Raw genomic sequence first — 24,272 nt, forward strand, 5'->3', positions numbered from 1 at the left:
TGACCATTATGGTTACTACTTATGTATGCAAATTTGTGTATGCAATTAGATAATGTTATTTTATGAACAATTTTGACATAAACACTATTGTTAAGCGCTTTAAAACTAATTGCAAAACCGCAACGTATTCAATTATCTACATTTGCGTGTTTGTGTGGATTATTGAGATAATTCTTCACACTTTTTTGCCAAGCGCATATCAACTATTTGTTGAAAATACTGCTTTTGCGCCATTTTTGATTACAAAAGCAAGCTGGACTTGGTTTACGTCTATGTTTGTTCACGCGCCAGAACTTACGCACATTCTTTTTAACATGATTTGCTTGTATTCGCTTGGCGTAGAGCTTGAGAGATTCTTTGGTAAATGGAAGTTCTTTTTCTTATACGCTATTAGTGGGCTTGGTGGATGCGTTGCAACTCTACTTTACTCAAAGCTTACACAAGACTGGGTGATTGCAGCTTATGGGGCTTCGGGAGCGATTATGGGGCTTATTGGCGCTCTTTTGGTTGCGCAATGGCGACTTGGCGAAAGCGTTAATGGCACTTTAATTTGGATTGGCCTAACGCTTGCAATGCCTCTTTTGGTTCCAAATATTGCTTGGCAAGCTCATATTGGTGGAATTGTTACTGGAATAGTTCTGTCTGCTTTACTCGGCACTAATAATCCTCTTCTTAAAAAAGCATCTTTTAATGAGAGATTTGCTGTTTACTCTTTACTAACACTTATTGTTCTTCTGGCAATAAGCGCATTCTGTTTACAATAAATCTCGTTAAATTACACGCGTGTAGTTCTCCACAATTGTGGACATAAATGTGCATAACCTGGGTATAACATGGGTATATCTAAATAAGTTATCCACATTGTTATACACAATCGTTGATAACTCTGCATTTTCAGCCATGTTAACAAGTGTATAAAAGTTATCCACATTTTTGAAAAATTGTGACTTTCTCTAAACCTTAATCAAAAATAGAATTATGCAATCTAACAACATTCACACAAAACAACTACAAGATCAAAATCAGCAAACTATTGATTTTATTTTTCAAAATCAAAACACAAACCCAAAAGAAGCTGCACTAAAAGCGTCTAATAACCCAAACGTGAATGTTGCTTTTGCTGTTAATCAAATAAGCGGAAAGCAGATTGCAAAAACAAAACTGCCAATGTGGTATAAAAACAATCAAGTTATTTACCCATCACATATTTCTATGGAACAGTGCTCGTCGCAAGCAACCGCGCAATATAAAGCACGCATAGCAAATCGTCTTATAAAAAACAACAATATTGATAAGTGCAAAACAACCCTAATCGACTTAACTGGCGGATTTGGAGTAGATTGCGCAATTATGAGCCAAGAGTTTTGCAAAGCCATTTGCGTAGAAACTCAAGAAGAACTATCGGCCATAAGCCAACACAATATGACTGTTATGCGCTTAAACAATGTTCAATGCGTAAACTCAACAAGCGTAGAAGTGCTAGAAAAAGTAGACTACGCAACGATTATTTACATTGATCCAGCAAGACGAGATAAAAGTGGAGCTAGAACATACGCGATTAAAGATTGCACGCCTAATGTTTTAGAACTAAAACAACGCATGCTGCAAGTAGCGAAATTTGTGATTATTAAACTATCTCCAATGCTTGATTGGAGAAAATCTGTTTGCGATTTTTGTGGAAACGTTAGTCAAGTACACATTGTTTCGCACAATAACGAGTGCAAAGAGCTGCTTTTAGTGTTGGACTCAAACATGCATTCAAATATTGAAGTTTATTGCGCAAACAACGATTCAGTAACCGTTTTTAACGCAAAATACAATCCAGACTTAAATAAAGTAGAAGAATCACAAGATACGCAAAAATCGCAGGAATCACACATAAAAAACGAGCAAAACTCAAATGATTCAAATAACTCAAATGATTCAATAAGCGATTGGAAAAACTGTGCTAAATATGTTTATGAGCCAAACTCTTCAATTATGAAGTCGGGATGCTTTAAGATTTTAAGCTCTAAATACAGCGTGGTTCAAATCGCAAGCAACAGCCACGTTTTTATATCTTGCGAATATAAATCAGATTTTCCTGGAAACATTTGGAAAATAGACAATATTTGTAGCTTAAACAAAAAAGAAATAAGCAAAGCTCTTTCTAAAATAACTTACGCAAATATTGCAACATACAATTTTCCGCTGAGTGTAAACGACTTAAAAAAACGACTTAAGTTAAAAGACGGTGGAAACACTAGGATTATTGCAACTACCGATTCTAAAAATAATCATGTTCTTATTTGTGCAAGTAAAGCGGAGTAATAAACACACAAAATGCGCAAAACACACAAAGCACGCATATGAAAAATGGCTGCATGCTTATTACATGCAGCCAAAATCAAATTATCTACAAGCTATATAAAGCTATCAAGCTATATACAAACTATCTCCAGCACATTGTCATTAAGAACCCAGCCATAACCAAGCATGCTGCAATCAAAAGATTAAACGCTCCAATTCCTGGAATTGGCAAAGCAGGATTCAAGTAATAAATAACAGCCCAGAACAAGCCAACAATCATAAGCGTGCAAAATAGTGGAACAAACCATCCAGCATTAGCTTTAGTGCCCTTAATGGACTCTTCAACTCTGCGAGTATTTTCTTCTTGACGCTTCATCATGCGCTGTATTTGCGGAGACAACGACTCTTTATCGGCAGTTGCATTCAAAACAGCTTCAACCTGTTCCATAGGAACACCATACAAGTCTTCTTTAGAAGAGTTTTGAGATTCATCCACATCGGCAGATGAAGTGGTGTTCAATTTATTCAATTCTTCGTCAGCCATAACAGTAACACTCCAATCAATCGGCTACACGCTATAATAATAGTTACACTCGAACGCAAGAAGAAGAATGGGTAATATGGCAAAACAAACAGGTAAACACGGCGCTAGAAAATCGCTGTTAGGAAGCGTTGCCGTTGCCCTAGCAATTTGTTTTACTGGTTACTTATTCGTTACTAATTTGCGCATAAATCGTACTGCATTCGTAACTTCCGATACGGGGCAAATGGTGGAAAGAAATTCTCAAAGAGCAAAATCTTTGAGAGAAGAGGTTAAAGAGTTAGATTCTAAAGTTAATCTTCTAAACAAAACGTTAACAAGCAGCACAAGCGGGTCTGATTCTTCCGACGATACTGGTGCAAGCACAATACTTCCAGCAATACAAGGACCAGGAATTACTGTAACGCTAAACGATTCACCACTTTGGAAAACGGCCGTAAACGGGTCTGGAAGCTCCGCAAACATAAATGACTATGTAATTCACCAACAAGATATAGAAGCCGTTATAAATGCCCTATGGAAAGGCGGAGCGGAGGCTATAACAATTCAGGGTCAAAGAATCTTGTTTAATTCAGCTGTTGTTTGTATTGGAAATGTGCTTATGCTGCAAGGCCATCAGTACTCGCCACCGTATAGAATATCTGCTATTGGCTCAATAGAAGACATGATAGAATCGTTGGATAATTCTCCAGCAATTCAAACATATAAAGACTATGTCAGTACTTTTGGGCTGGGATGGAAAGTGGAAAAAAGGGGGAACCTAAAGTTCTTAGAGTCGTCTGCATTATTGCAGCCTCTAAGGTTTGCATCGGTTCCAAAAGATGCAGATATTATTGACAATATTCCCCAACACCATTCCACCAAACAATAAAGGAGTAAAATGAAGCGTTCTAACTACAAGCACGAACGTAGCGAAGCCAAAGCAACAAAGGCTAGCGCACTTTGGACAATAGCTGGCGTTGTTGGAGAACTTCTTATAGCTTTTGCAGTTGTTTGCGCATTGTACATTGTCTGGCAAATGTGGTGGACGGGCGCTCAATCCGAGCATGTACAGTTTGAAACCAGAGAGGCTGTTTCGTGGAAGAATCCTGCTGCTGGTAAAAAAACCAAGATTGCTCTTCCTCAAGTAGACGATCCTCCTAAATTGCAAAAAGTAAAGTATGGAGAACTTGTTGCTCGAGCATACATTCCTAGGTTTGGCGATCAATGGGAGCGCAATATTGTTGAAGGCGTTAGCCTAGAAATATTAAATAGGCGAGGACTTGCACACTTCCCTAAAACAGAAATGCCAGGAGAAATTGGAAACTTGGCTATTAGTGGTCACCGAAATGGTTACGGTCAGCCTTTAGCAGACGTTGACCGATTCCAAAAGGGCGATCCTATTATTATTCGCACAAAAGATTATTGGTTCGTTTATAAGTACGTTACTCACAAGATTGTTAGACCAGATCAAAGTGAAGTTCTTGATCAAGACCCAATAAATCACAGCAAGAATCCTAAAAAGCGCATGATTACGCTTGTTACTTGTGAGCCAAAATATTCAACTCCTAAGTTCCGCTTTATTAGCTTTGGCGAGTTTGATTATTGGGCTAAGGTTTCCGACGGTATTCCTAAAGAGCTTTCTACGGTAGATGCAAACGGTCAAGTTAAGTTTGTAAACAACGAACAGCAATCTTTGGTTTCTAAGCTAGATTCACTTGTGCCAATTATGCTTATTGCTATAGTTGCGTACATTATTATCTTCGCTGCAGCAGCTATAGCTTGGCAGTGGCCTCTAAGACGTCAAATTCGAGCTGGATTAAAGCCAAAGCCAGAATTTAGCATTTTTGGCGGACTTATGCGCTTGCAGCCTGGTATTTTGCCAATAAGATTAGTTCTTTGTGCACTAATCTACGTAACAGCAATTGCAATTCTTATGCAATGGATATATCCGTTTGCTTCGGCAACAATTCCATTCTTAAGAGAAATGTCTGCATACACAACAACGATTTATTAAATCGCTACTAATAAGCTAGGAATCTATTAGTTTACAGTTTACTTATCTAATTAGTTTTCTAGCTTATTAGATTACAAGCAGCTCATAAATCATTGGTTTGCTAGCTTATTAAAACAGCTTATTAAAACACAAACTATTAATCTTAGTAGCTTACAAGTTAAATAGCTTACAAGTTAAATACAAAACGCCACCTAGCACCGTTAAAGCAACGGCAAGCTAGGTGGCTTCTTGTTATTTATCACTATCGCTTGTTGTTGTAGAAGATGAGTCAGATGTTGAAGTTCTTCCAGGCTTTGTAGTGGTGTCTACAGAAGGCTGAGGAGTTTTTACAGTAAGCGTTATTGTAGAGCCTTTATCTATCTTAGACCCTTCTTTTTCCGACATACTATCAACAATATCGTCATCTGTAGCGGAGCCATCAGCAACAACCTTAAAGCCCTTTGCTTCTAGTATTTGCTTAGCTTGCTTTAGTGTTGATGTTCCAAGAGCAATATGCGGAACTTCTACCTTAGGCTTTCCTTTAGAAACATACACAGTTATAGCGCTATGAGGTTTTACAGCAGCTCCAGAAGACGGATTCATTTTAGTAACCATTCCTTCTGCAACAGTGTCGGATTCTTCTTCTACGGTATTAACAGTAAATCCAAGATTTTGCAATTCTCCAGCAACAATATCTTTGGACTGCCCAACCATTCCATCTGGAACCTTAGTTAAGCCAGAAGAAATGTACAAAGTTACCATTGAACCTTTATCGGCAAACGAATCTGCAACTGGGTCAGTTCTAGTAACGTGATTCTTTTTAACGTCTGTACTATCTTCCACTCTAACGTTAGAAATCTTAAATCCTGCGCGCTCAAGAGCTTTTCTAGCTGCTTCTTGCGACTTTCCAGTAACATCTGGAACCTTAGTTGATTGAGGACCAATAGAGAACCAAACGCTAACTCTAGACCCAGACGCAACCTTCTCTCCACCTTTAGGAGATTGCTTGGTAAAAGTACCTTCTGGCTTAGTAGACTTATCGTCTTCCAAAATATCTGGAATAAGACCAAGCGCGCGAAGCTTTTCTTTAGCAGCATCTTGAGTTGTAGTTTCGCTAAATGTTGGAACAACAATATCTCCAGCTAGCTTACTGCGATTTAGCATAAATAGAATTCCGCCAACAACAATCGCGCAAACAATCGCAGACACAACAGAAGCAATAACAATGCGCTTACTTCTTTTTGCCTGATTTGCAGCGCGCTGAGCGGCTCTTGTGTTGTAGCCCGTATTTGGATACGCATCAAACTGGCCTGTAATCGCGCCAAAACTTTGAGTAGATGCAGTGTCTGCCGCTCCAATAGCTTGAGTTGCCGCATTCTGCTCTGCCTGCTTTCTTGCGCGCATATTAGCTAAATCTGTTAGCGGATTAAATGCTGCTGCAACTGGAACACCGCCGTTCATAAACGCTAATATGTCGTTCTTAAATTCAGCAGCCGTTGCGTACCTATTCTGCCTATCTTTTGCCATTGCTTTTGCGCAAATCTTATCCCACATTGAAGGAAGACCTGGAACAAGCGTACTTAGAGGAGTTGCAACTTCTGAAACATGCTGATATGCGATTGCAACTGCAGAATCGCCAGTAAAAGGCGGCCTTCCAGTTAGCATCTCGTATAAGACGCATCCTGCAGAATACAAGTCGGATCTCATATCCACCTGTTCTCCACGGGCCTGCTCTGGAGACAAATATTGCGCAGTTCCAACAACACCTTGCGATTGTGTCATTGTTGTTGCAGAATCGTCTAGCGCTCTTGCGATTCCAAAATCCATAACCTTAACAATGCCCTGCTCGGAAATCATAATGTTTCCAGGCTTAATATCTCGGTGAATAACGCCCATTCTATGCGAATACTCCAGGGCGTTCAAAACTCCAAGCATAACCTGCTCAGAATCACGCTGGCTTAAAGCGCCATTCATCTTAAGAATATCGCGAAGCGTTTTTCCTTTAACATATTCCATAACAAGATACGGCAAATGCTCTTCTACGCCATTGTCGTCTACAACAGACTCTTCTCCAGAATCATAGATATTCACTATGTTTGGATTATTCATTTGCGCAATAGAATGTGCTTCTCGGCGGAAACGAGACAAAAAGATTTCGTCATTTGCCAAATCAGAACGCATGATTTTAACAGCAACGGTACGACCCAAGCGCTTATCTTCTGCGACTCGCACTTCGGCCATTCCACCGCGGCCAATCAATTCACCTAATTGGTACCGTCCATTCGCTAATGAGGTAGGCATTGTGTTACTCATTGCTGCTCCTTGCGGTCGTTATTATTCAAAATGTTAATAATATTAACTTGTGTTTTTGGAACACTTCTAACGCTGCGTTTAATGCGCTGAGCATTGGAAGAATCTATTGTGTTTTTATTGTTAAACGCTGTTTGCTGATCCAAAAGTCTTCTTTCAATTTTTGCAAGCACTTTTGAAACAACAAGAGCGTCTTTAGGTCTATCTTTTGGATTCTTAGAAAGCATTGACATTACAAACTGTCTTAATTGAAGGTCAACACTATCTGGAAGAGGTGGAACAGGGTCATTAACGTGTGCGGCTGCAATATCTACAGGAGTAGTTCCAGTAAATGGCCTATGCCCACAAAGTCCTTCGTATGCAACAACTCCAAGAGAATAAATATCGGACTGGGCTGTTGCTTGCTCTCCTTGAGCTTGCTCTGGGGAAATGTATTGAGCTGTTCCAACAACCATTCCATCCTGAGTAATCTGCTCTTGGTCGCTAGAGTACGAAACACCAAAATCTGTTATCTTTACGCTTCCCGTTTCGGAAACCATAATATTTGCTGGCTTAACATCTCTATGAATAACGCCATGGGAATGTGCAACAAAAAGACCTCTTGCAGTTTGAATAAGTATAGGCAGCAATCGCGTTGGCTCAACAGTTTTTTCTTTATGATATAAGTCTGCTAAAGACTTGCTGGGAACATATTCCATAATCAAAAAACCAATGCCATCATGCTCGTAGTAGTCAAATAACGCTGCAATATTTGGGTGAGCAAGATTTGCTGAATTATGTGCTTCTGCTCTAAGTCTGCGTAATTTAGCTTCAACATTGCTTGTATCGGTTCTAAGCGCTTTAACGGCAACAATCCTGCCGAGCTGTATATCAAAGCCCTTCCAGACTTCTCCCATGCCTCCTTGTGCAAGTCTTCTATCTAGTCTGTATCGATGATGAACTAACTGTCCTTCAACAAGTTTCATTGCTTAAGCGCCTCCTTCATCACCTGTCTCATAATTGGCCCTGCTGTAAGCGTTCCATACGTACTAGCGTTGTGAATAACAACTGCTACAGCTATTTTAGGATCTTGTGCAGGAGCAAATCCAATAACCCACCCATTAATAGCTTGATTTCTAAACCCAATTTGTGCTGTTCCCGATTTTGCTGCAACAGCAACATTTGGCAAAGAAAGATTTTGATTACTTTTTACAACTACACTTTGCATCATAGCATTGAGTTTTGCAGCACTTTGCGCGCTTAAAGCCTGACTCATAACCGTAGGCGTTGTTTGAGAAATAACAGACAAGTCACTAGACCTTACGCAATCAACAAGCGTTGGCTTCATAAGTGTTCCATTATTTGCAATAGCAGCTGCAATCATAGCGTTTTGAAGAGGAGTAACCCTAGCGTCTCCCTGACCAATCGACTGAAGAGCAAGCTTATCTTGCGTTGGCTTTTGATTAAGCAAAGACGCAACAACTCTCATTGGGAATCCTGTTGAATCAGATCCATCTAAAGTAAATGAGCTAAATAATCCAAACTTTTTAGCCTGCTTAACAATCGCATCCGATCCTAAAGAAACTCCTAGTTGTGCAAATGCAGTATTTGAAGAATAAGCTAGAGCATCTTCAAAAGATATTTGACCATTCGATCCGCTAGCGCTTGGAACAACATTCGTAAGATGCGTTTGCGTTCCTGGAAGAGTGTACGAAGATCCAGCTGGAATCGAAGTATTTAAATCATATTTTCCAGTTTCTAGCGCAGTTGCCGCAACAACCGTTTTGAAAGTAGAACCAGGAGCATAAAGTTCAGATATTGAATGATTTAGCATTGGATTATATATGTTAGATATAAGATCCTTATATGCTCTGTTTGCTGAAGCAACATTGTGAGATGCAAGAGAAGAAGGATCGTAGCTAGGCGTACTAACCATTGCTAGTATTCTTCCAGTTTTTGGCTCTATTGCAACTAAAGCGCCATTCTTGTCTTTTAACAGATTGTATGCAAGAGTTTGAAGCTTAGTGTTAATAGATGTTTCTATAGAAGCACCTCTGTTTTCTGCTCCTGTAAATAGAGACTTAAACTTTTGAAGGAATAACGCGTCGGATTCTCCACTTAAAAGCTGATTTCTAGAAGCCTCTATGCCCCTATCTGCCCTTTGACTTATCGAATAATAACCCGTTATTGGAGCATAAACAGGGCCGTTAAAATATGACCTTTGATACACGAACGCATCTTTAGATGGATCTGACTTTGCTAAAACAGTTCCATCGGATGCAAGAATTGCTCCTCTTGGAGCGCCAAATTCGTGATATAACGCGCGCCTATTTCTAGGATCAGAATTTAATTCGTTTGCTTTTATAGATGTTATATACGTGCTAGAAATACATAAAACAACAAACAACACAATTACTGCACTAAAAAGCTGCTTCAAACATTTATTCATAAGATTCACCCCCATCTTCTTTAAGATTAGAGGACTTATTTTCTCTTTGCTTAAGCTCTCTTTCCCTAAGAGCAGCTAAAGCTTCGTATTGGAAAGTATCAGACGATATAGCAGCCTCCGGCTTATTAGCCGCATTAGATATAACAATCAAAATAGATGCAAGCAAATAGTTAGCAACTAGAGAAGACCCTCCAGCTGCCATATAAGGCATTGTTAAGCCAGTAAGTGGAATAACAAGCGTAATTCCGCCAACAACAGTAAATACTTGGAATGCCATTGTAAAAACAAGACCAGATGCAAGAAGCTTTCCAAAACCGTCTTTAATCTTCATAGCTGTAATCATGCCAGACGCAATAATAATCATGTAAAGCATTAAGACTATAAACAGCCCAGTTAATCCTAATTCTTCCCCAACCGAAGCGTAAATAAAATCTGAGTTAGCAAGTGGCGTTAAAGAAGGATGACCTTGGCCTAATCCCGTTCCAGTTATACCTCCTGCAGCAAGGCCAAATAATCCAGTAACAATTTGAGCAGACCCGCCTGGGAATCTGTTGTAAATAACGGGGTCGTATGGGTTAAGCCAAGCGTCAACTCTGTATTGAACGTGTGCAAAAAGTTTAACAGCAACTAGGCATCCAATTATAAATGCTATAAAGCCTATTGCAAGCCAGCCTTTTCTTCCAGTTGCAACGTAAAGCATAGAAACAAACATTGCAAAGAACATTAATGATGTTCCTAAATCGTGTTGCACAACAAGCACACACATTGAAGCAGCCCAAACAAGCGCTATAGGACCCATATCTTTGAATCGTGGAAGATGAATTCCAAAAATCTTTGTTCCACCAACTGCAAGTCTGTCTCTATGATCAAACAAGTATGCTGCAAAGAAGAAAGCTAAGAATAGTTTTGCAAATTCTCCTGGCTGAATAGTGTGGTTTCCAAAACCAATCCAAATTCTCGCTCCGCCAATTTCCTTACCGACTATTGGAAGCATTGGAGATAAAAGAAGAACAAGACCAATCACCATGCTAACGTACGAGAATCTTCTAAGAATCCTATAATCTTCTAGAACCATCACAAAAATTATGGATAATACAAGAGCAACACAAACCCAAATAAGCTGTTTCATAGCAACATTAGTGTTGTGCTGTTTATCTATTCTTGCAATCATAACAGTTCCAATAGCTGTAAGAAGAAGAATACAAGGGAGTATTACCTGGCTAGAATAAGGCTTTTTTACAATCAAAACGCCCCACAAAACAAGGTACAACGCTGTTGTTAAAGCAAGCATACCAACATAGTTTGCTGGAACGAATCCATTAATCCTTAGAAACATTTGCAAAAATGCCACTGCAGATATAATTACAGAAAACAGAAGCAAAGATATTTGCTTAATACGCATACTAAACATGTTCACGAGGTTTTACCTCCTGAATCATTGCTTGAATCTACGACTCCACTATTGTTTCCGTCTTTATTATCTGAATTAGAAATAATACTTTTTGGCTTATTGCCGCGCTTCTCGCTTTCTCGAGCGCGCATTTCTCTTCCGATTAGCCTTGCATGACCTCTTGCTTCTTTAAGACTGCTAAAGCTAATACCTTCGTCAAGCTGATCTTGCCAAGACTTATCTAGATTCTTAACTCTAATATTTGTTTCTTCAATCTGGTGTGAAAGCTCTAATCCAAATATGTTAGTAGGAACACCTTGATAAATAACTACTTTGCCGTTTCCCTTGCCAATGTAGTATTGCTTTTGAGTCCAAGAATAAACAAGATAAGCTCCACAAGCAACAATCGCACACACAACAAGCGTTGCAAAAGCAACACCTATTCTCATCCATCTTCTTCTAATTCTATTTGCTTTATGTGCTTCTGCCTGTTCTCTTTTAACAGCACGCTGAACATCTGGATCCCTAGGATCTGTTGATATTCTACCGTTCTTCTTTTTTACAATAGGAATCTCGTTTGTGTCTGTAGATCTTAATTCCTCTTCGTTTCTTAAATGAGAAGGCTGCACAAGTCGAGTAGTTTCTACAATTTTCTCATCTTTTTCCGCCGATTTTGCGTCTGTTTGCATAAGAGCAGCAGCTCTTTGAGCAGGAGAATCTTTACCTTCACGTAATGGTGGCGTAGAAGAAACAGCCTTATTAACAATATCTGCTATAGACTCTAAATCTTTGCTTGCAGCACCGCCAATTAATGGAGTTTGGTGAGGCAAATCAAAAGCATCTGCGTCTAGTGCCAAAGTTGCATCTGCTATAACAGCAGTCGCATTATCTGTGCTTCCTGCTTTAAGTGCCATATAAACAAGTTTTTGAGCACACTCTTCTTGATTAGATACAGTGCTCATAACTTCTTGAATTGTGGAATCTTCTAATACTCCACACACACCATCCGAGCATAAAAGCCAGCGATCGGAAGGGTGCGCCTGCCTAATAGCAATATCTGGCCTTGGATCAATATCAAAATCACCTAAAACGCGCATAACAACATTTCGCTGCGGATGATTTCTTGCTTCTTCTGGCGTAATGTGACCCGTGTCTATTAAATGTTGAACGTAGCTATGGTCGCAAGTCATTCTTGTAAGATGATTATCTCGCAACAAGTACGCTCTAGAATCACCCAAATGTGCAAGAACCCAGTAACCATTTACAAGAGATACGGCTGTTACTGTTGTTCCCATTCCAGCAAGTCTGCGCTCTCTTTTGGCTTTGCCAACAATTGCGTCGTGAGCAGCCATAATCGAGGTTTCCATCATTGAAGAAACAGCTTTTACATCATTTGGTCTTGAATCTTGCTCAATGTGAGCTAAAGACCTAATTGCGATTGTAGAAGCCGTATCTCCTCCAGCATGACCGCCCATACCGTCGCAAATAGAGGCCAATCTTTCTCCAGCAAACGCAGAATCTTGATTATTGCTTCTAACAGTACCAACATCGCTAACAGCTGTTGAATACATAAACAACGCTTTATCTATAAAGTATGCCTTATTTAAGTTTTGTTCTTCACTTTTTGCAGCATTATTTACTGGATTATTATTTACAGCGTCACTACTTACAACATTTGCAACGTCACTACTTGCAACGCCATTACTTGCAGAATCAACTTGATCTTGCTGCTTTTGACTACTTGTTTTATCTTCAATGTTTGAATCGAATTGCGCCATTTACTTACCTCAATTCAAACATTGTTGCTCCGATTCGCACAGGCTTGCGCGGAGGCAAAACAACAGGTTCATTAACTCTACTATGACCTATCATAGTTCCGTTAGTGCTACCTAAATCTTCAAGAACCCAAGAATTTACAGATTGATTAAAATACACGCGCGCGTGATGAGAAGAAACAAATTCGTCATTTAGAACAACCGTATTGTTTGCAGATCTTCCAAGAGTTACGCCAGAAGGCTCCAACGGGAACGATGAACCAGCTAAAGGACCATCAATAATAACAAGCAAAGTTGGCATTTCAGCTTGATTATTCTTCTCTAAATTAGCAGAAGCAATATTGTTATTTCTTAAAGATTCATCATTAGAAGGATTTGACCTACGATGAGACTTATTCTTCCAAGCTTTAGACTTTTTAGGACTAAAAATCTCAATATCTTTGCGTAAAGATCGAACAGCAAACCATACGAATACCCACAAAAGTACTAAAAAACTGTACTTAAGTATAGCAAAAGTCAACTCGGTTAATATCATGCGTGTACTCGTATCTCTTTACGTATTCGTCTACTACTCCTGATCTTGATCCGAAGCCCAGTAAAGAATACGGGTGCGCCCAATAGTAATAGTGTTTCCATCTAACAGCGTTGCTGCTGGAGTTTGATGACCTTCAACATAAGTACCATTAGTGGAACCAAGATCCCTAGCAATAACACCGTCTGGTGTAACGTCTATTCCAAGATGTCTACGCGAAATTCCAGGATCATCAATAACAATATCGCAACCAGAACCTCTGCCTAATATTGTGCGATCTTTTGTTAACAAATACCTATTTCCATTAATCTCCAGCATTGGATGATTTTCTGACTGCTCTTGAGTTGTTACAGGAACAGCGTTTCCTGGAACAGAATCAGAAGTTAAATTGAAATTACCTTTTGTAAGATCAGTATCTTCTTCAAAAATAACTGCAACTGGGCCAACAAAAGCATAATGCTGACTTTTTGCATATTGTGTAAGATTATCCGCAAGCTCATTTGCTAAAGCTTCACTACCGAGCTGATCAAAGTCTGGAGTACTAAGCTTAAAGTGATACTCATTTGGCGCAACCGTACGATCGCGATCAATTGGCATAGACTGGTTATCAATTTCTCGCTCTAATGCACTAGAAAGATCAACAGGTTGCAAGTCTTTAGACCCGAATTTTGCGAAGACTCCATTCATTGCACCTTCAACGCTCTTCTCAAGTCTGTCAAGCACGCTCATTGTAAACCCTTTCTACCTTTCCTCATACTACTCGTCACCTCGTACGGTGTACAAATCACATCTAAATACCAAACATGCGTTTGCTAAATTTATTTACATACTTGTTTATATACTACATTTTTACAAAATTATGCAAAATAAACAAATAAAACTTATAAACCAATTTAATATTACAAGTTTATTATATATTTCTAAGTGTAATCTTTAATTATGAATCAAAAAAATAAGCTTTACGAATTTTTAGAAAAAATAAAGTTCTATATAACTAATAATAAGAAGTGTTCTACTGTTATACTTCTTGCGATTTTAGTGCCGTTAATTGGAAAACTTTTGCTTGTTAATAGTGCAGAAAGATCTTTTGAAGCAGGAATCGTAGCATTTTTCCACAACTATTCTCCGTCTTTTATAATGGCTCTTTCTAAATTGCTTGCAATAGTTTTTTCTACAAAATCATGCATTGTTATACTTTTTATTTTGTCTGTTGTTTCTTATTTTATAAAACGAGATTGGCGCATAACTCTAATACAGCTTGCGACTTGCCTTTTGCCAATGATTTATATCTTTGCTGTTAAATTCATAGTTCATAGGCCTAGGCCATTTATTGGTGTAAAAATTAAAGTTCCACCAGATCCAAGCTTCCCAAGCGGTCACACTGCAGCAGCAGTAGCTATTTGTTCAATGGCTCTTATGATTATTTATATTGCAAATAAGTCTTTCTTAAGGCTTGGATTAATCGTTAGCATTATTATTGTTGCTGTTGTTGCAATTTCTAGACTTGTTGTTGCAGCACACTTCCCTAGTGATGTTTTAACTTCTGCAATAATGTACCCAATACTTGTTTTGTCTATTCTTAATCTATCTAAAAGTAATAGTTTTATTTACAACAAAATATTAAGAAAATTAAAATAATATAGATATCAAATAGACATCAAATATTAAATAGCAGAAGGTATTTTATATGTTTAATGGTTTCAAAAAATTCATTGCACGAGGTAGCGTAATCGACATGGCAGTCGGTGTTGTTATGGGCAGCGCCGTAACTTCCGTTGTTACTTCGATTGTTAAAAACATTATTAATCCACTTATAGCAATAATTTGTGGAAAGCCAGATCTTGATGGTGTTTTAACAATAACAATAAATGGTGCAACAATCTCTTTTGGTGCAGTTATTGGATCAATCTTAAACTTCCTTATTGTTGCTGCAGCTGTTTATTTTTGCATTGTTCTTCCTATTAACAAGTTAAGAGAGATTGGTCTTCCTTTCTTGCAATTTGAAAAAGAAAAGAGTGATGAAGAAAAACGCAAAGATCGCGAAGAAAAAATGATTAAAATTTTGGAAGATATTCGAGATCTATCTTACAAAAAATAGTTTGTTTAATGATTTTTATAAATAATTTTTATAAAAATAATCCCCACTAATCTACTTAAAGTTTAGTGGGGATTAATTTTATGAGATTAAATCATTAATTATACGTGCTTTTTTCTTTAGTCATCACCAAGAGTTAAGTGAATTCCACCAACTAATGATCCAACAACGTTATAAAGCAAAGATCCAATTGCAGATAATAATGTTGCAATAACTATTTCTACAACAGAAAAAATTATTACAGCACTTAAAACAGTTGGCAAAGAAAACACGTCTGCAAGGTTAAAACCGTTGCTATCTAAGCCTGTTGATGAAACAATCTGTGTTACTTGATCAAAAACACCAATCATGTTTAGAAATAGCCAAACTAATCCCGCTGCAATAACTTGTATTATTCCGCCAGCAACACTTAGCAAAAATGTTACTTTTGCAACACTCCAAGCATCTACTCTAACTAGGGAAAGACTCATCCTTCTAGCTCTTGGTTGAGTAGATTTTCTAACGCTATATCCATTAGAAGAAGACGTAGCTGTTGCACCTACTGTTCTTGGAGAACTAGTATTAGATTCTCCACTAACTTTGCTATTGGATGCTTCAAAATCTTCACTCATCTAAGTTCCTTCCAATAGTTTTTTCTGATGATTCTTCATTTTGAGTTTCATCATCATCTCTTTCCTCGTTTCGAGCAATCGAGATGATTTCATCACCCTTATCTGGCTTTGCTAAAGTCACACCTTGAGTGGTTCTACCTGTGCGCTTAACTTCGTTAACGTCGGAACGAATCACTTTACCAGACTTCATAATTGCCATTACTTGATCTGTTTCTTCAACAATCAAAGCACCAACCAAAGAACCGCGGCCTTCTGTAAGCTGTACAGCTTTAACACCGTAGCCGTTTCTTCCTTGCAAACGATACTCTTCAATAGCTGTACGCTTAGCAAATCCTTCGTTTGTAACAACAAGAAGATCTTTGCTTGTATCTACCGACACAACATCCATATCCAGCAGTTCGTCGCCTTCTCTAAATCTCATGCCTTGAACGCCTGCAGTTTGACGGCCCATTGGTCGAAGTTGCTCATCATCTGCTCTAAACTTAAGGCTCATACCAAGTTTAGAAACAAGAATAATGTCATCTTCTGGGTTGCATAATGCTGCACCAATCAGCTCGTCTGTTGGCTCTCCAGTTTCTTCGTTTGCCATTAGTCGAACAGCAATCAAGCCACCTTGACGTGGAGAATCATATTCTTGCAAAGCAGTTTTCTTAACTTTTCCAGAACGAGTTGCCAATACCAAATACTTTGCTACATCATAATTTTGAATTGACAATACCGCTTGAATTGTTTCTCCAGGAGTAAATTGAAGAAGATTTGCAACATGCTGACCTTTAGAATCTCTTGATCCTTCTGGAAGCTCATATGCTTTAATGCGGTAAACACGTCCGCGATTAGTAAAGAACAAAAGCCAATTGTGAGTAGATGTTAAGAAGAAGTGATCTACAACATCATCTTCACGAAGCTTTGCTCCCTTAATACCCTTACCTCCGCGGTGTTGTGCGCGATACTCATCTGCTTTTGTGCGCTTAATATAGCCTGCGCGAGTAACTGTTACAACAACGTTTTCTTCGGCAATAAGATCTTCAACGTTCATTTCTCCCGAGAATGGAAGAATCTTAGTTCTGCGCTCATCTCCATATTTTGCTACGATTTCGTCAAGCTCATCGCCAACAATCTTGCGCTGACGTTCTGGGCTTGCAAGAATATCGTTGTAATCTTCAATCTTGCGCATTAATTCTTCGTGCTCGTCGAGAATCTTTTGACGTTCCAAAGCTGCAAGTCTACGAAGTTGCATTGCAAGAATAGCATCTGCTTGAACTTCATCAACGTCAAGCAAATTCATCAAACCAGTGCGAGCTGTTTCAACATCTTTAGAAGATCTGATTAATGCAACAACTTCGTCAATCATATCCAAAGCTTTTAAGTAGCCTTGCAAAATATGATCTCGCTCTTCGGCCTCGCGCTTTAAGTAGCGTGTGCGCCTATCAATAACTTCAAGCTGATGACTTACCCAATGACGAATAAACGCATCCAAGCTCAAAGTTCTAGGAACACCATCAACAAGCGCAAGCATATTAGCGCCGAAAGTTTGTTGCAATTGCGAATGCTTATACAAGTTGTTCAAAACAACTTTTGGAACAGCATCTCGCTTAAGAACAAGAACCAAACGCTGACCAGTACGGCCAGACGTTTCATCGCGCATATCTGCAATGCCTTGAATCTTTCCATCTCGCACAGCTTCCCTAATAGAGGCAGCTAAACGATCAGGATTAACTTGGTATGGAAGCTCAGTAACAACCAAGCACATACGTCCCTTAATTTCCTCTGTATTAACAACAGCGCGCATTGTAATTAAGCCGCGACCCGTACGGTACGCTTGCTCAATTCCCTTGTGACCTAAGATTGTTGCTCCAGTAGGAAAATCAGGTCCTTTAATTCGCTGAATTAAAGCTTCTAGAAGCTCGGAATTACTGGCATCTGGGTGATCTAAAGCCCAATGTACGCCATCGGCAACCTCACGCATATTATGAGGTGGAATATTTGTTGCCATACCAACAGCAATACCTGCAGAACCATTAACTAAAAGATTCGGGAAACGAGATGGCAAAACTGTTGGCTCTTGAGTTTTACCATCGTAGTTTGGTAAGAAATCAACAGTATCTTTGTCAATATCTCGAACCATTTCCATAGCAAGAGGAGCCATACGGCATTCTGTATAACGCATTGCTGCTGCAGGATCGTCACCTGGGGAACCAAAGTTTCCTTGGCCATCAACAAGCATGTATCGCATTGACCAAGATTGAGCCATACGAACCAAAGTGTCGTAAATAGCAGAATCACCATGAGGGTGGTACTTACCCATAACATCGCCAACAACACGAGAGCACTTGTTGTACCCTCGATCTGGCCTATATCCACCATCATACATAGCGTAAATAACGCGACGATGCACTGGTTTTAAGCCATCTCGAACATCTGGCAAAGCTCGCTCAACAATAACAGAAAGTGCATAAGCAAGGTAGGATTCGCGCATCTCTTGTTGCAAATCCATGTGCTTTACGCGAGCACCTTTCATTAAGCCATAATCAGTACTATCTGCTTCTTGTGGGCTTTGTGGTTCCATTGAACCATCAGGCAACTGATCTGGCTCTTCGCTATTATTAGCGGCATTTATTTCGTCTACCACTGTAATTCCTTTTTATTTAGCTTTAAGTTTATTTGCTTTAATGCTTTTATTGACAATTTTTTTGACTTTTTAAGCGTCAATAAATCTTGCATCGTGAGCATTACGTTGAATAAAGAGCCTACGAGGTTCCACTTCGTCTCCCATAAGCATTGAGAAAGTTTCATCAGCTCGAGCAGCATCTTCAATATGAATTTGCTTTAGGATTCTGTGCTCAGGGTCCATTGTTGTTTCCCACAATTCCTGATAGCTCATCTCACCCAAACCCTTGTATCGCTGAATGCCTTCGCCTTTAGGAAGTTGTCTGCCTGCAGCTTTACCTTCTGCAAGAACTCTGTCTCGTTCTGCATCCGTATAAACAAAATCATGCGCACCCTTGCTCCACTTCAAACGATAAAGCGGAGGCATTGCAACGTAAACGTAGCCTGCTGTAATCATTGGACGCATATAACGGAAGAACAGTGTTAAATTCAATGTTGCAATATGAGCACCATCAACATCAGCATCAGCCATAATAATGACTTTGTGATATCTAACTTTGCTTAAGTCGAAGTCTTCACCATAACCGCCACCAACAGCAGTAATTAATGATTCAATAGTTTCCGACTTCATCATTCTGTCGATTGATGCGCGCTCAGTATTCAAAATCTTACCGCGCAATGGCAAAATTGCTTGAGTAATAGGGTCTCGTCCTTGAATTGCGGAGCCACCTGCGGAATCACCCTCCACTATAAACAGCTCGCATTCTTCTGGATTATTAGACTGGCAATCCTTCAATTTATCTGGCATTCCAGCAGTTTCAAAAATCGACTTTCTACGCGTATTTTCGCGAGCTTTCTTAGCTGCAAGACGCGCACGCGATGCTTCAATTGCTTTTTGAATAATGTTCTTTGCTTCACTTGGATGAGCGTCGAACCAATCTCCAAGCTTTTCGGTCATAACTCGCTGAACAAAAGTCTTAGCTTCGGAATTACCAAGCTTTGTTTTAGTCTGACCTTCAAACTGTGGAGTTGTAAGCTTTACAGAAACAACTGCTGTTAAGCCTTCTCGAACGTCGTCACCAGAAAGATTAGTATCTTTTTCTTTTAATATGTTCTTTTCTCGAGCATAACGATTTACAAGAGATGTAAGAGCAGCACGGAATCCTTCTTCGTGCGTTCCACCTTCTGTAGTAGAAATCGTGTTTGCAAAAGTATGCACCGCTTCCGAATATGCAACAGTCCATTGCATAGCGATTTCTGCAGAAATACCAATCTCAAGATCTTCTGCCTCAAAATCAATAACATCTGGCTCTACAGGAACAGCTTTACGCGATTTAACCAAGTAGTCAACATAATCTTTAATTCCATGATCATACTTGTAGCTAACGCTTTGATGCTTTTCTTCGCTAATTGATTCATTTTCTCCAGTGACTTCGTCCCCTGCTTCATCTGGTTTACGCAAATCAGTTAGAGAAATCTTCAATCCCTTGTTAAGAAAAGCCATTTGCTGGAATCTAGATCGCAAAGTTTCAAAATCGTACGTAGTTGTTTCAAAAATTGCGCCATCTGGCCAGAACGTTACAGAAGTTCCCGTAGATTCACCATCTTCCATTGGCTGACCTTTTTTAAGAGGAGCAGTTGGATGTTGATCTACATACGTTTGAGTCCAATGGAATCCTTGACGACGAACTTCAATTTCTACACGCGTAGAAAGAGCATTAACAACAGATATACCAACGCCGTGCAAGCCGCCAGAAACAGCGTATCCGCCGCCGCCAAACTTTCCGCCAGCGTGAAGCTTAGTCATAACTGTTTCAACACCAGAAACGCCTTCGCCTGGCACTTCGTCAACTGGAATACCACGTCCATCGTCCACAACTTTTATTGCATTGTCTGGCAAAATTGCCACTTCAATGTGAGAAGCATAACCAGCCAAAGCTTCATCAACCGAATTATCTACAATCTCGTATACAAGATGATGTAATCCTCTAGGGCCAGTTGAACCAATATACATACCTGGCCTAATTCGAACTGCTTCCAATCCTTCTAGAACTCGAAGATCACTAGCATCATAATGTTCAGGAGAAAGTGAATCATCTAGCTGAGCATCATCTAGTTTATGTTCTTCAACAGAATTTTCCATTGAATTATCTTCAGTGTTTAACACTTTAGATCCCTTCCCGTATTACCTCATGCCAAGAGGCATTTACGAGGTCGATACACGCTAGAAAGCACAAAAAAGGGTCTTCTAGCGATTTAACTATATTACATAACATTCTACACATGCATAATGACCGCTCTTTATTAAGAGCCATTATTAGTGATTATTAATATTAAACCTACTGTTTATTGATTTTTTGCCTGTTTTTTGCAAAGATGGGCCAACTATTTTGACTTCTTTAATATTAATATTCTTAGAATATTCAAATATTTTTTTCTCAAGCATAGGCTTGCAATAGATAAGTTGCGTATACCAAACATTTGATTTTGTTCTAACAATTAAAACGCCATCTTTTATTTTGTCTATATAACAATTCAATGATGCGCTTTTTCCAACTATTTTCCACCAATCTTCGCGCATTTTTGCTATAGAAAGTTGCTCATTCCAATTGTTTTGATTAGCAAAATTTGCAAGTAAAGAATAAAGATTTTGTGGATCTCTACCAGGTTTTCCAAAACTTTCTAAAGCTTTATAAGCATTCTGTTCATTAACTACCTTTTTTATTGCCTTCTTTTTAATAGGCGTAAAAATTAGTTCTGGAAGCTTTCTTGTATCTAATTTTAGTATTTTATTTACGGGAATTTTCATATAGCATCCCCTAAGTCAGTAGATTTATTTTGATTATTTTCAATATAATCAACACTATTTTTACGACTATTAACAATATTTTCCAATAAAATTTTATGACTAATATCAATATTGTTTTCTAAAGATTTAGATTTATCTTCATTTTGATTTTTTGCTATTTTAGACACATCAATAATCGAGTTTTCTAATACACTTTCATCTTTTGGTATATCACTTAAAGATGCAACAGTAATAAAAACTTGATCTTGATTTTTTGCAAATTCTAAAATTTGTTTTCTTCTAGACTCGTCTAGTTGTGCAAAAACATCATCTAAAATAACAATAGGTTTTTTTCCATTCTTTTTTTCTAATGACTTAAATAAAGCCATTTTTAATGCTAATGCAAGAGTCCAGGATTCACCGTTTGAAGCAAATTCTTTTGCATTATAATTATTAAGCAATATAGTAAAATCGTCTCGATGAGGCCCTATTAGATTGTATCCTCTAGCAACTTCTCCATTATAAATTCTTTGAAAATGCTCACTAATCGCAAGTCTAATAGAATTATCATTGTTTTCTTCAAAATCGTCTTCAAAATCGTCTTCAAAATTATTTTCGCTAAAATCAATCTCACTAAAAGAAGGATTATATTCGATTGAAGCAAAATTAGATGAGTTAGAAAGATGCTTAACAATATTTGAAAAAACATTATTAAGTAACTCTATTATTTGTTTGCGTAATTTTGTAAGAATTATTCCAGCTTCAATAAATTTAGCAGTCCATACTTCTAAATCAGAAACCGTATTGTAATTATTCATTGAATTTGGTGAATAATTATTAGATAAACTTTTTAATAGTGCAGAACGCTGCTTTGCAATATGATTATATTCTTGCAAAATAGGCAAATAGTTTGGTATTAATAATGCTCCAGCTTGATCAATGAATGTTCTTCTAACAGTAGGATCTGAAACAATCAAATTTTGATCTCTTGGAGTAAAAGAAACACAAGGAACTAAGCCAACTATATCTTTCATATATAGAGATTTTTTACCATTAATCCTTGCTCTATTAGCACCCTTTAGATTAATGCTTAGCTCAAATGTTGTTTCGTTTAAATCATTTGAACTATCTAAAGTATTGCTATTGAAAGTATTGTTAAAATCCTTAACATTTGCACGTATTGTAGCGCAATTATGATTTATCTCTATTAATGGCATTAAAGAAGATACTCTATGACTTGTTCCCGTTGAAATAACTTCTAACGATTCAACAATATTAGTTTTACCTAAACCGTTTGAACCTAATAGAATATTAATTTTTGGGGAAAAGTCGAGTACACAATTGCTCCACGAACGAAAATGATCTAATGCAAGCTTTGAAACATACATTTATTTAGCTACAGTTATTCGTTATAAGTATTCGTTTTAAGGATGCATTGGAACAACAAGATATCTGTAATTCATTGATTCATCGCTATCTGCTTCTTGTTGACCATTAAATTCAACAGCCTTAATAGTAGATGTGATTTTTACGTGAACAAATGGCTCACTAATAACGCTTAATCCTTCAATCAAATAATTAGGATTAAAAGCAACAATAATATCTTGACCATCCATATCTATGTCAATAGTTTCTTTTGCTTTAGATTCACTTTCATTTCCAGCACTTAAAGTAAGTTCATTTTCCGCAAAAGACATATAGATTGGAGCATATTTTTCTGCAACAATAGCAACGCGCTTAATTGCGTTAATAAGCATTTGTCGATTAATAATTGCGTGAATAGGATACTCATCAACAAAAAGACTATCTACAGAAGGAAATTCTCCATCAATAAGTTGAGAAGTACTAATTCTTCCAGAATTTTCAAATCCAAGAACAGAAGGTTCTTGCTCATCTAAGCTAATAACAACATTTTGATGCTCGTCAACAGAGCGTGAAATATCTTTAAGAATACTTCCCTTAATAAGAGTTGAAGTGTTTATATCGTTATGCTCTGGAGTCCATCTAAAGGTGGAACGAGCAAGACGATATCTGTCTGTAGCTGTAAAAGTAACAGTATCATCTTCAAAACGAGCATGAATTCCTGTTAAAACTGGCCTATCTTCTTCTCTAGAAACTGCTACAGAAGCTTGATTTACAGCTTGAACAAAAGTAGGAGCATCTACTTGACCAAGTTTTGAAGGAACTTCTGGTAAATCTGGATATTCTCCTTCTGGCATGAGTTGCAAAGTAAATGTTGACTTACCAGAAGTAATCGTAAGAGTTGTTTCAGTAGAAGACAAATACGTTTTTTCTGCTGGCAAAGATTTTGTTATATCTGCAAGTAGTCTACCTAAAACGAGCACACTACCTGCTTCGTCTACACCTGCTTCAATATGATGACGGCTAGAAAGTTGATAGTTAAATGCGCAAAGTTGCAAAGTTCCGTCTTTTGCTTCTAACTTTAAGCCTGCAAGAATAGGATTTGCTGGACGATTATCTATAACGCGAGTAGTCCAAGATAGTGCGTCTGCAAAAGAAGCGGAATTAACTTCAACTTTCATATTTCCTCATTTCATTAAAACTGTGTTTATTCTATCTCATTGGCTAATGAAAATCTAATTTAGAAATAAATGCTAATCGTTAATAAAAAATATTATTATTATTCAAAAAATAAAGTAATAGTAGTAATAAGCAATGTGGAAATGTTGACATGTACCTAGAAAGGCTTTGTTAAAGCCGTTATGCACATAAGAAAAATGTGGATAACCTATGGGTAATTGTGTGCAGAAAAAGCCGAGTTATCCACAACCGAAGCTATTTTTTCGGTAATCCACATTTTGAGCTGCTTTATAAACAGTTTATTCACTTTTTTAACGGCGTTTTCCACCGCTTATCCGCAGGGTTTAACCACATTTGTGACTAACTATGTGGATAACTTTTTTTATTTTA

At 38.1% G+C, this 24,272-nt stretch carries 20 protein-coding genes; 6 read left to right on the top strand and 14 right to left on the bottom strand.

What is annotated here, in order from left to right:
• Window positions 1-62: 62 nt before the first annotated feature.
• Both ACPEIW_RS00280 and ACPEIW_RS00285 read left to right on the top strand, forming a co-directional pair.
• Window positions 63-764 (top strand): rhomboid family intramembrane serine protease, encoded by a 702-nt coding sequence (locus ACPEIW_RS00280; protein ID WP_425663726.1) that lies wholly within the window; start codon window positions 63-65, stop codon window positions 762-764.
• A gap of 214 nt (window positions 765-978) precedes the next feature.
• A complete protein-coding gene (locus ACPEIW_RS00285; protein ID WP_425663728.1) occupies window positions 979-2,310 on the top strand; it encodes a THUMP-like domain-containing protein in 1,332 nt (443 codons plus the stop codon).
• A gap of 121 nt (window positions 2,311-2,431) precedes the next feature.
• Here ACPEIW_RS00285 and crgA read toward each other — a convergent pair whose 3' ends face one another.
• Entirely contained in the window at window positions 2,432-2,833 is a 402-nt protein-coding gene (crgA, locus tag ACPEIW_RS00290; protein ID WP_004131207.1) for a cell division protein CrgA, read from the bottom strand.
• A gap of 76 nt (window positions 2,834-2,909) precedes the next feature.
• On the opposite strand from crgA, the gene ACPEIW_RS00295 reads away from it, so the two are divergent.
• Window positions 2,910-3,701 carry a DUF881 domain-containing protein gene (locus tag ACPEIW_RS00295; protein WP_032815999.1) on the top strand — a complete coding sequence of 264 codons (792 nt, stop codon included), beginning with the start codon at window positions 2,910-2,912 and terminating at the stop codon, window positions 3,699-3,701.
• Window positions 3,702-3,710: 9 nt separating this feature from the next.
• Window positions 3,711-4,826: a class E sortase gene (locus tag ACPEIW_RS00300; RefSeq protein ID WP_016793990.1), complete on the top strand. Its 1,116-nt coding sequence runs from the start codon at window positions 3,711-3,713 to the stop codon at window positions 4,824-4,826.
• A 231-nt stretch (window positions 4,827-5,057) separates the two neighbouring features.
• Here ACPEIW_RS00300 and pknB read toward each other — a convergent pair whose 3' ends face one another.
• Genes pknB through ACPEIW_RS00335 form a run of 7 tightly spaced genes read right to left on the bottom strand, consistent with a single transcriptional unit; the run spans window position 5,058 to window position 13,969 of the window.
• Window positions 5,058-7,118: a Stk1 family PASTA domain-containing Ser/Thr kinase gene (gene pknB / locus ACPEIW_RS00305; protein WP_425663731.1), complete on the bottom strand. Its 2,061-nt coding sequence runs from the start codon at window positions 7,116-7,118 to the stop codon at window positions 5,058-5,060.
• Window positions 7,115-8,080: a serine/threonine-protein kinase gene (locus ACPEIW_RS00310; protein ID WP_004131203.1), complete on the bottom strand. Its 966-nt coding sequence runs from the start codon at window positions 8,078-8,080 to the stop codon at window positions 7,115-7,117. The genes pknB and ACPEIW_RS00310 overlap by 4 nt, the downstream gene beginning before the upstream one ends.
• Window positions 8,077-9,543, bottom strand: coding sequence for a peptidoglycan D,D-transpeptidase FtsI family protein (locus ACPEIW_RS00315; protein WP_162862642.1), 1,467 nt, complete (start codon window positions 9,541-9,543; stop codon window positions 8,077-8,079). Before ACPEIW_RS00315 ends, ACPEIW_RS00310 begins: the two co-directional genes overlap by 4 nt.
• Window positions 9,536-10,960, bottom strand: coding sequence for an FtsW/RodA/SpoVE family cell cycle protein (locus ACPEIW_RS00320; RefSeq protein WP_425663734.1), 1,425 nt, complete (start codon window positions 10,958-10,960; stop codon window positions 9,536-9,538). Before ACPEIW_RS00320 ends, ACPEIW_RS00315 begins: the two co-directional genes overlap by 8 nt.
• A complete protein-coding gene (locus tag ACPEIW_RS00325) occupies window positions 10,957-12,711 on the bottom strand; it encodes a PP2C family protein-serine/threonine phosphatase (protein WP_425663736.1) in 1,755 nt (584 codons plus the stop codon). The genes ACPEIW_RS00320 and ACPEIW_RS00325 overlap by 4 nt, the downstream gene beginning before the upstream one ends.
• Window positions 12,712-12,715: 4 nt before the next feature.
• Complete coding sequence (locus tag ACPEIW_RS00330) at window positions 12,716-13,243, bottom strand: FHA domain-containing protein FhaB/FipA (RefSeq protein WP_116438084.1); 528 nt, start codon at window positions 13,241-13,243, stop codon at window positions 12,716-12,718.
• Between the two features lie 33 nt (window positions 13,244-13,276).
• Window positions 13,277-13,969 carry an FhaA domain-containing protein gene (locus ACPEIW_RS00335; RefSeq protein ID WP_004131193.1) on the bottom strand — a complete coding sequence of 231 codons (693 nt, stop codon included), beginning with the start codon at window positions 13,967-13,969 and terminating at the stop codon, window positions 13,277-13,279.
• A 210-nt stretch (window positions 13,970-14,179) separates the two neighbouring features.
• On the opposite strand from ACPEIW_RS00335, the gene ACPEIW_RS00340 reads away from it, so the two are divergent.
• The gene (locus ACPEIW_RS00340) at window positions 14,180-14,878 is read left to right on the top strand and encodes a phosphatase PAP2 family protein (RefSeq protein WP_425663739.1); all 699 of its coding nucleotides are present in this window, start codon (window positions 14,180-14,182) and stop codon (window positions 14,876-14,878) included.
• A 49-nt stretch (window positions 14,879-14,927) separates the two neighbouring features.
• Window positions 14,928-15,338, top strand: coding sequence for a large conductance mechanosensitive channel protein MscL (gene mscL / locus ACPEIW_RS00345; RefSeq protein ID WP_116438085.1), 411 nt, complete (start codon window positions 14,928-14,930; stop codon window positions 15,336-15,338).
• A 116-nt stretch (window positions 15,339-15,454) separates the two neighbouring features.
• Here the strand turns inward: mscL and ACPEIW_RS00350 are convergent, their stop codons facing one another.
• The 6 genes from ACPEIW_RS00350 to dnaN form a co-directional block, all read right to left on the bottom strand.
• On the bottom strand, window positions 15,455-15,946 hold the full coding sequence (locus tag ACPEIW_RS00350) for a DUF3566 domain-containing protein (protein WP_016829497.1): 492 nt from the start codon (window positions 15,944-15,946) through the stop codon (window positions 15,455-15,457).
• A complete protein-coding gene (gene gyrA / locus ACPEIW_RS00355; protein ID WP_116438086.1) occupies window positions 15,939-18,575 on the bottom strand; it encodes a DNA gyrase subunit A in 2,637 nt (878 codons plus the stop codon). Before gyrA ends, ACPEIW_RS00350 begins: the two co-directional genes overlap by 8 nt.
• Window positions 18,576-18,644: 69 nt before the next feature.
• Window positions 18,645-20,720, bottom strand: a complete 2,076-nt coding sequence (gene gyrB / locus ACPEIW_RS00360) for a DNA topoisomerase (ATP-hydrolyzing) subunit B (protein WP_425663742.1) — start codon at window positions 20,718-20,720, stop codon at window positions 18,645-18,647.
• 150 nt (window positions 20,721-20,870) lie between these two features.
• Window positions 20,871-21,362: a DciA family protein gene (locus tag ACPEIW_RS00365; protein WP_016829493.1), complete on the bottom strand. Its 492-nt coding sequence runs from the start codon at window positions 21,360-21,362 to the stop codon at window positions 20,871-20,873.
• Window positions 21,359-22,729: a DNA replication/repair protein RecF gene (gene recF, locus ACPEIW_RS00370; RefSeq protein ID WP_425663744.1), complete on the bottom strand. Its 1,371-nt coding sequence runs from the start codon at window positions 22,727-22,729 to the stop codon at window positions 21,359-21,361. Before recF ends, ACPEIW_RS00365 begins: the two co-directional genes overlap by 4 nt.
• Before the next feature lie 36 nt (window positions 22,730-22,765).
• Window positions 22,766-23,884 carry a DNA polymerase III subunit beta gene (gene dnaN, locus ACPEIW_RS00375; protein ID WP_425663746.1) on the bottom strand — a complete coding sequence of 373 codons (1,119 nt, stop codon included), beginning with the start codon at window positions 23,882-23,884 and terminating at the stop codon, window positions 22,766-22,768.
• Between the last annotated feature and the right edge of the window lie 388 nt (window positions 23,885-24,272).

The organism is Gardnerella piotii, assembly GCF_049815665.1.
Taxonomy (GTDB): domain Bacteria; phylum Actinomycetota; class Actinomycetes; order Actinomycetales; family Bifidobacteriaceae; genus Bifidobacterium; species Bifidobacterium piotii.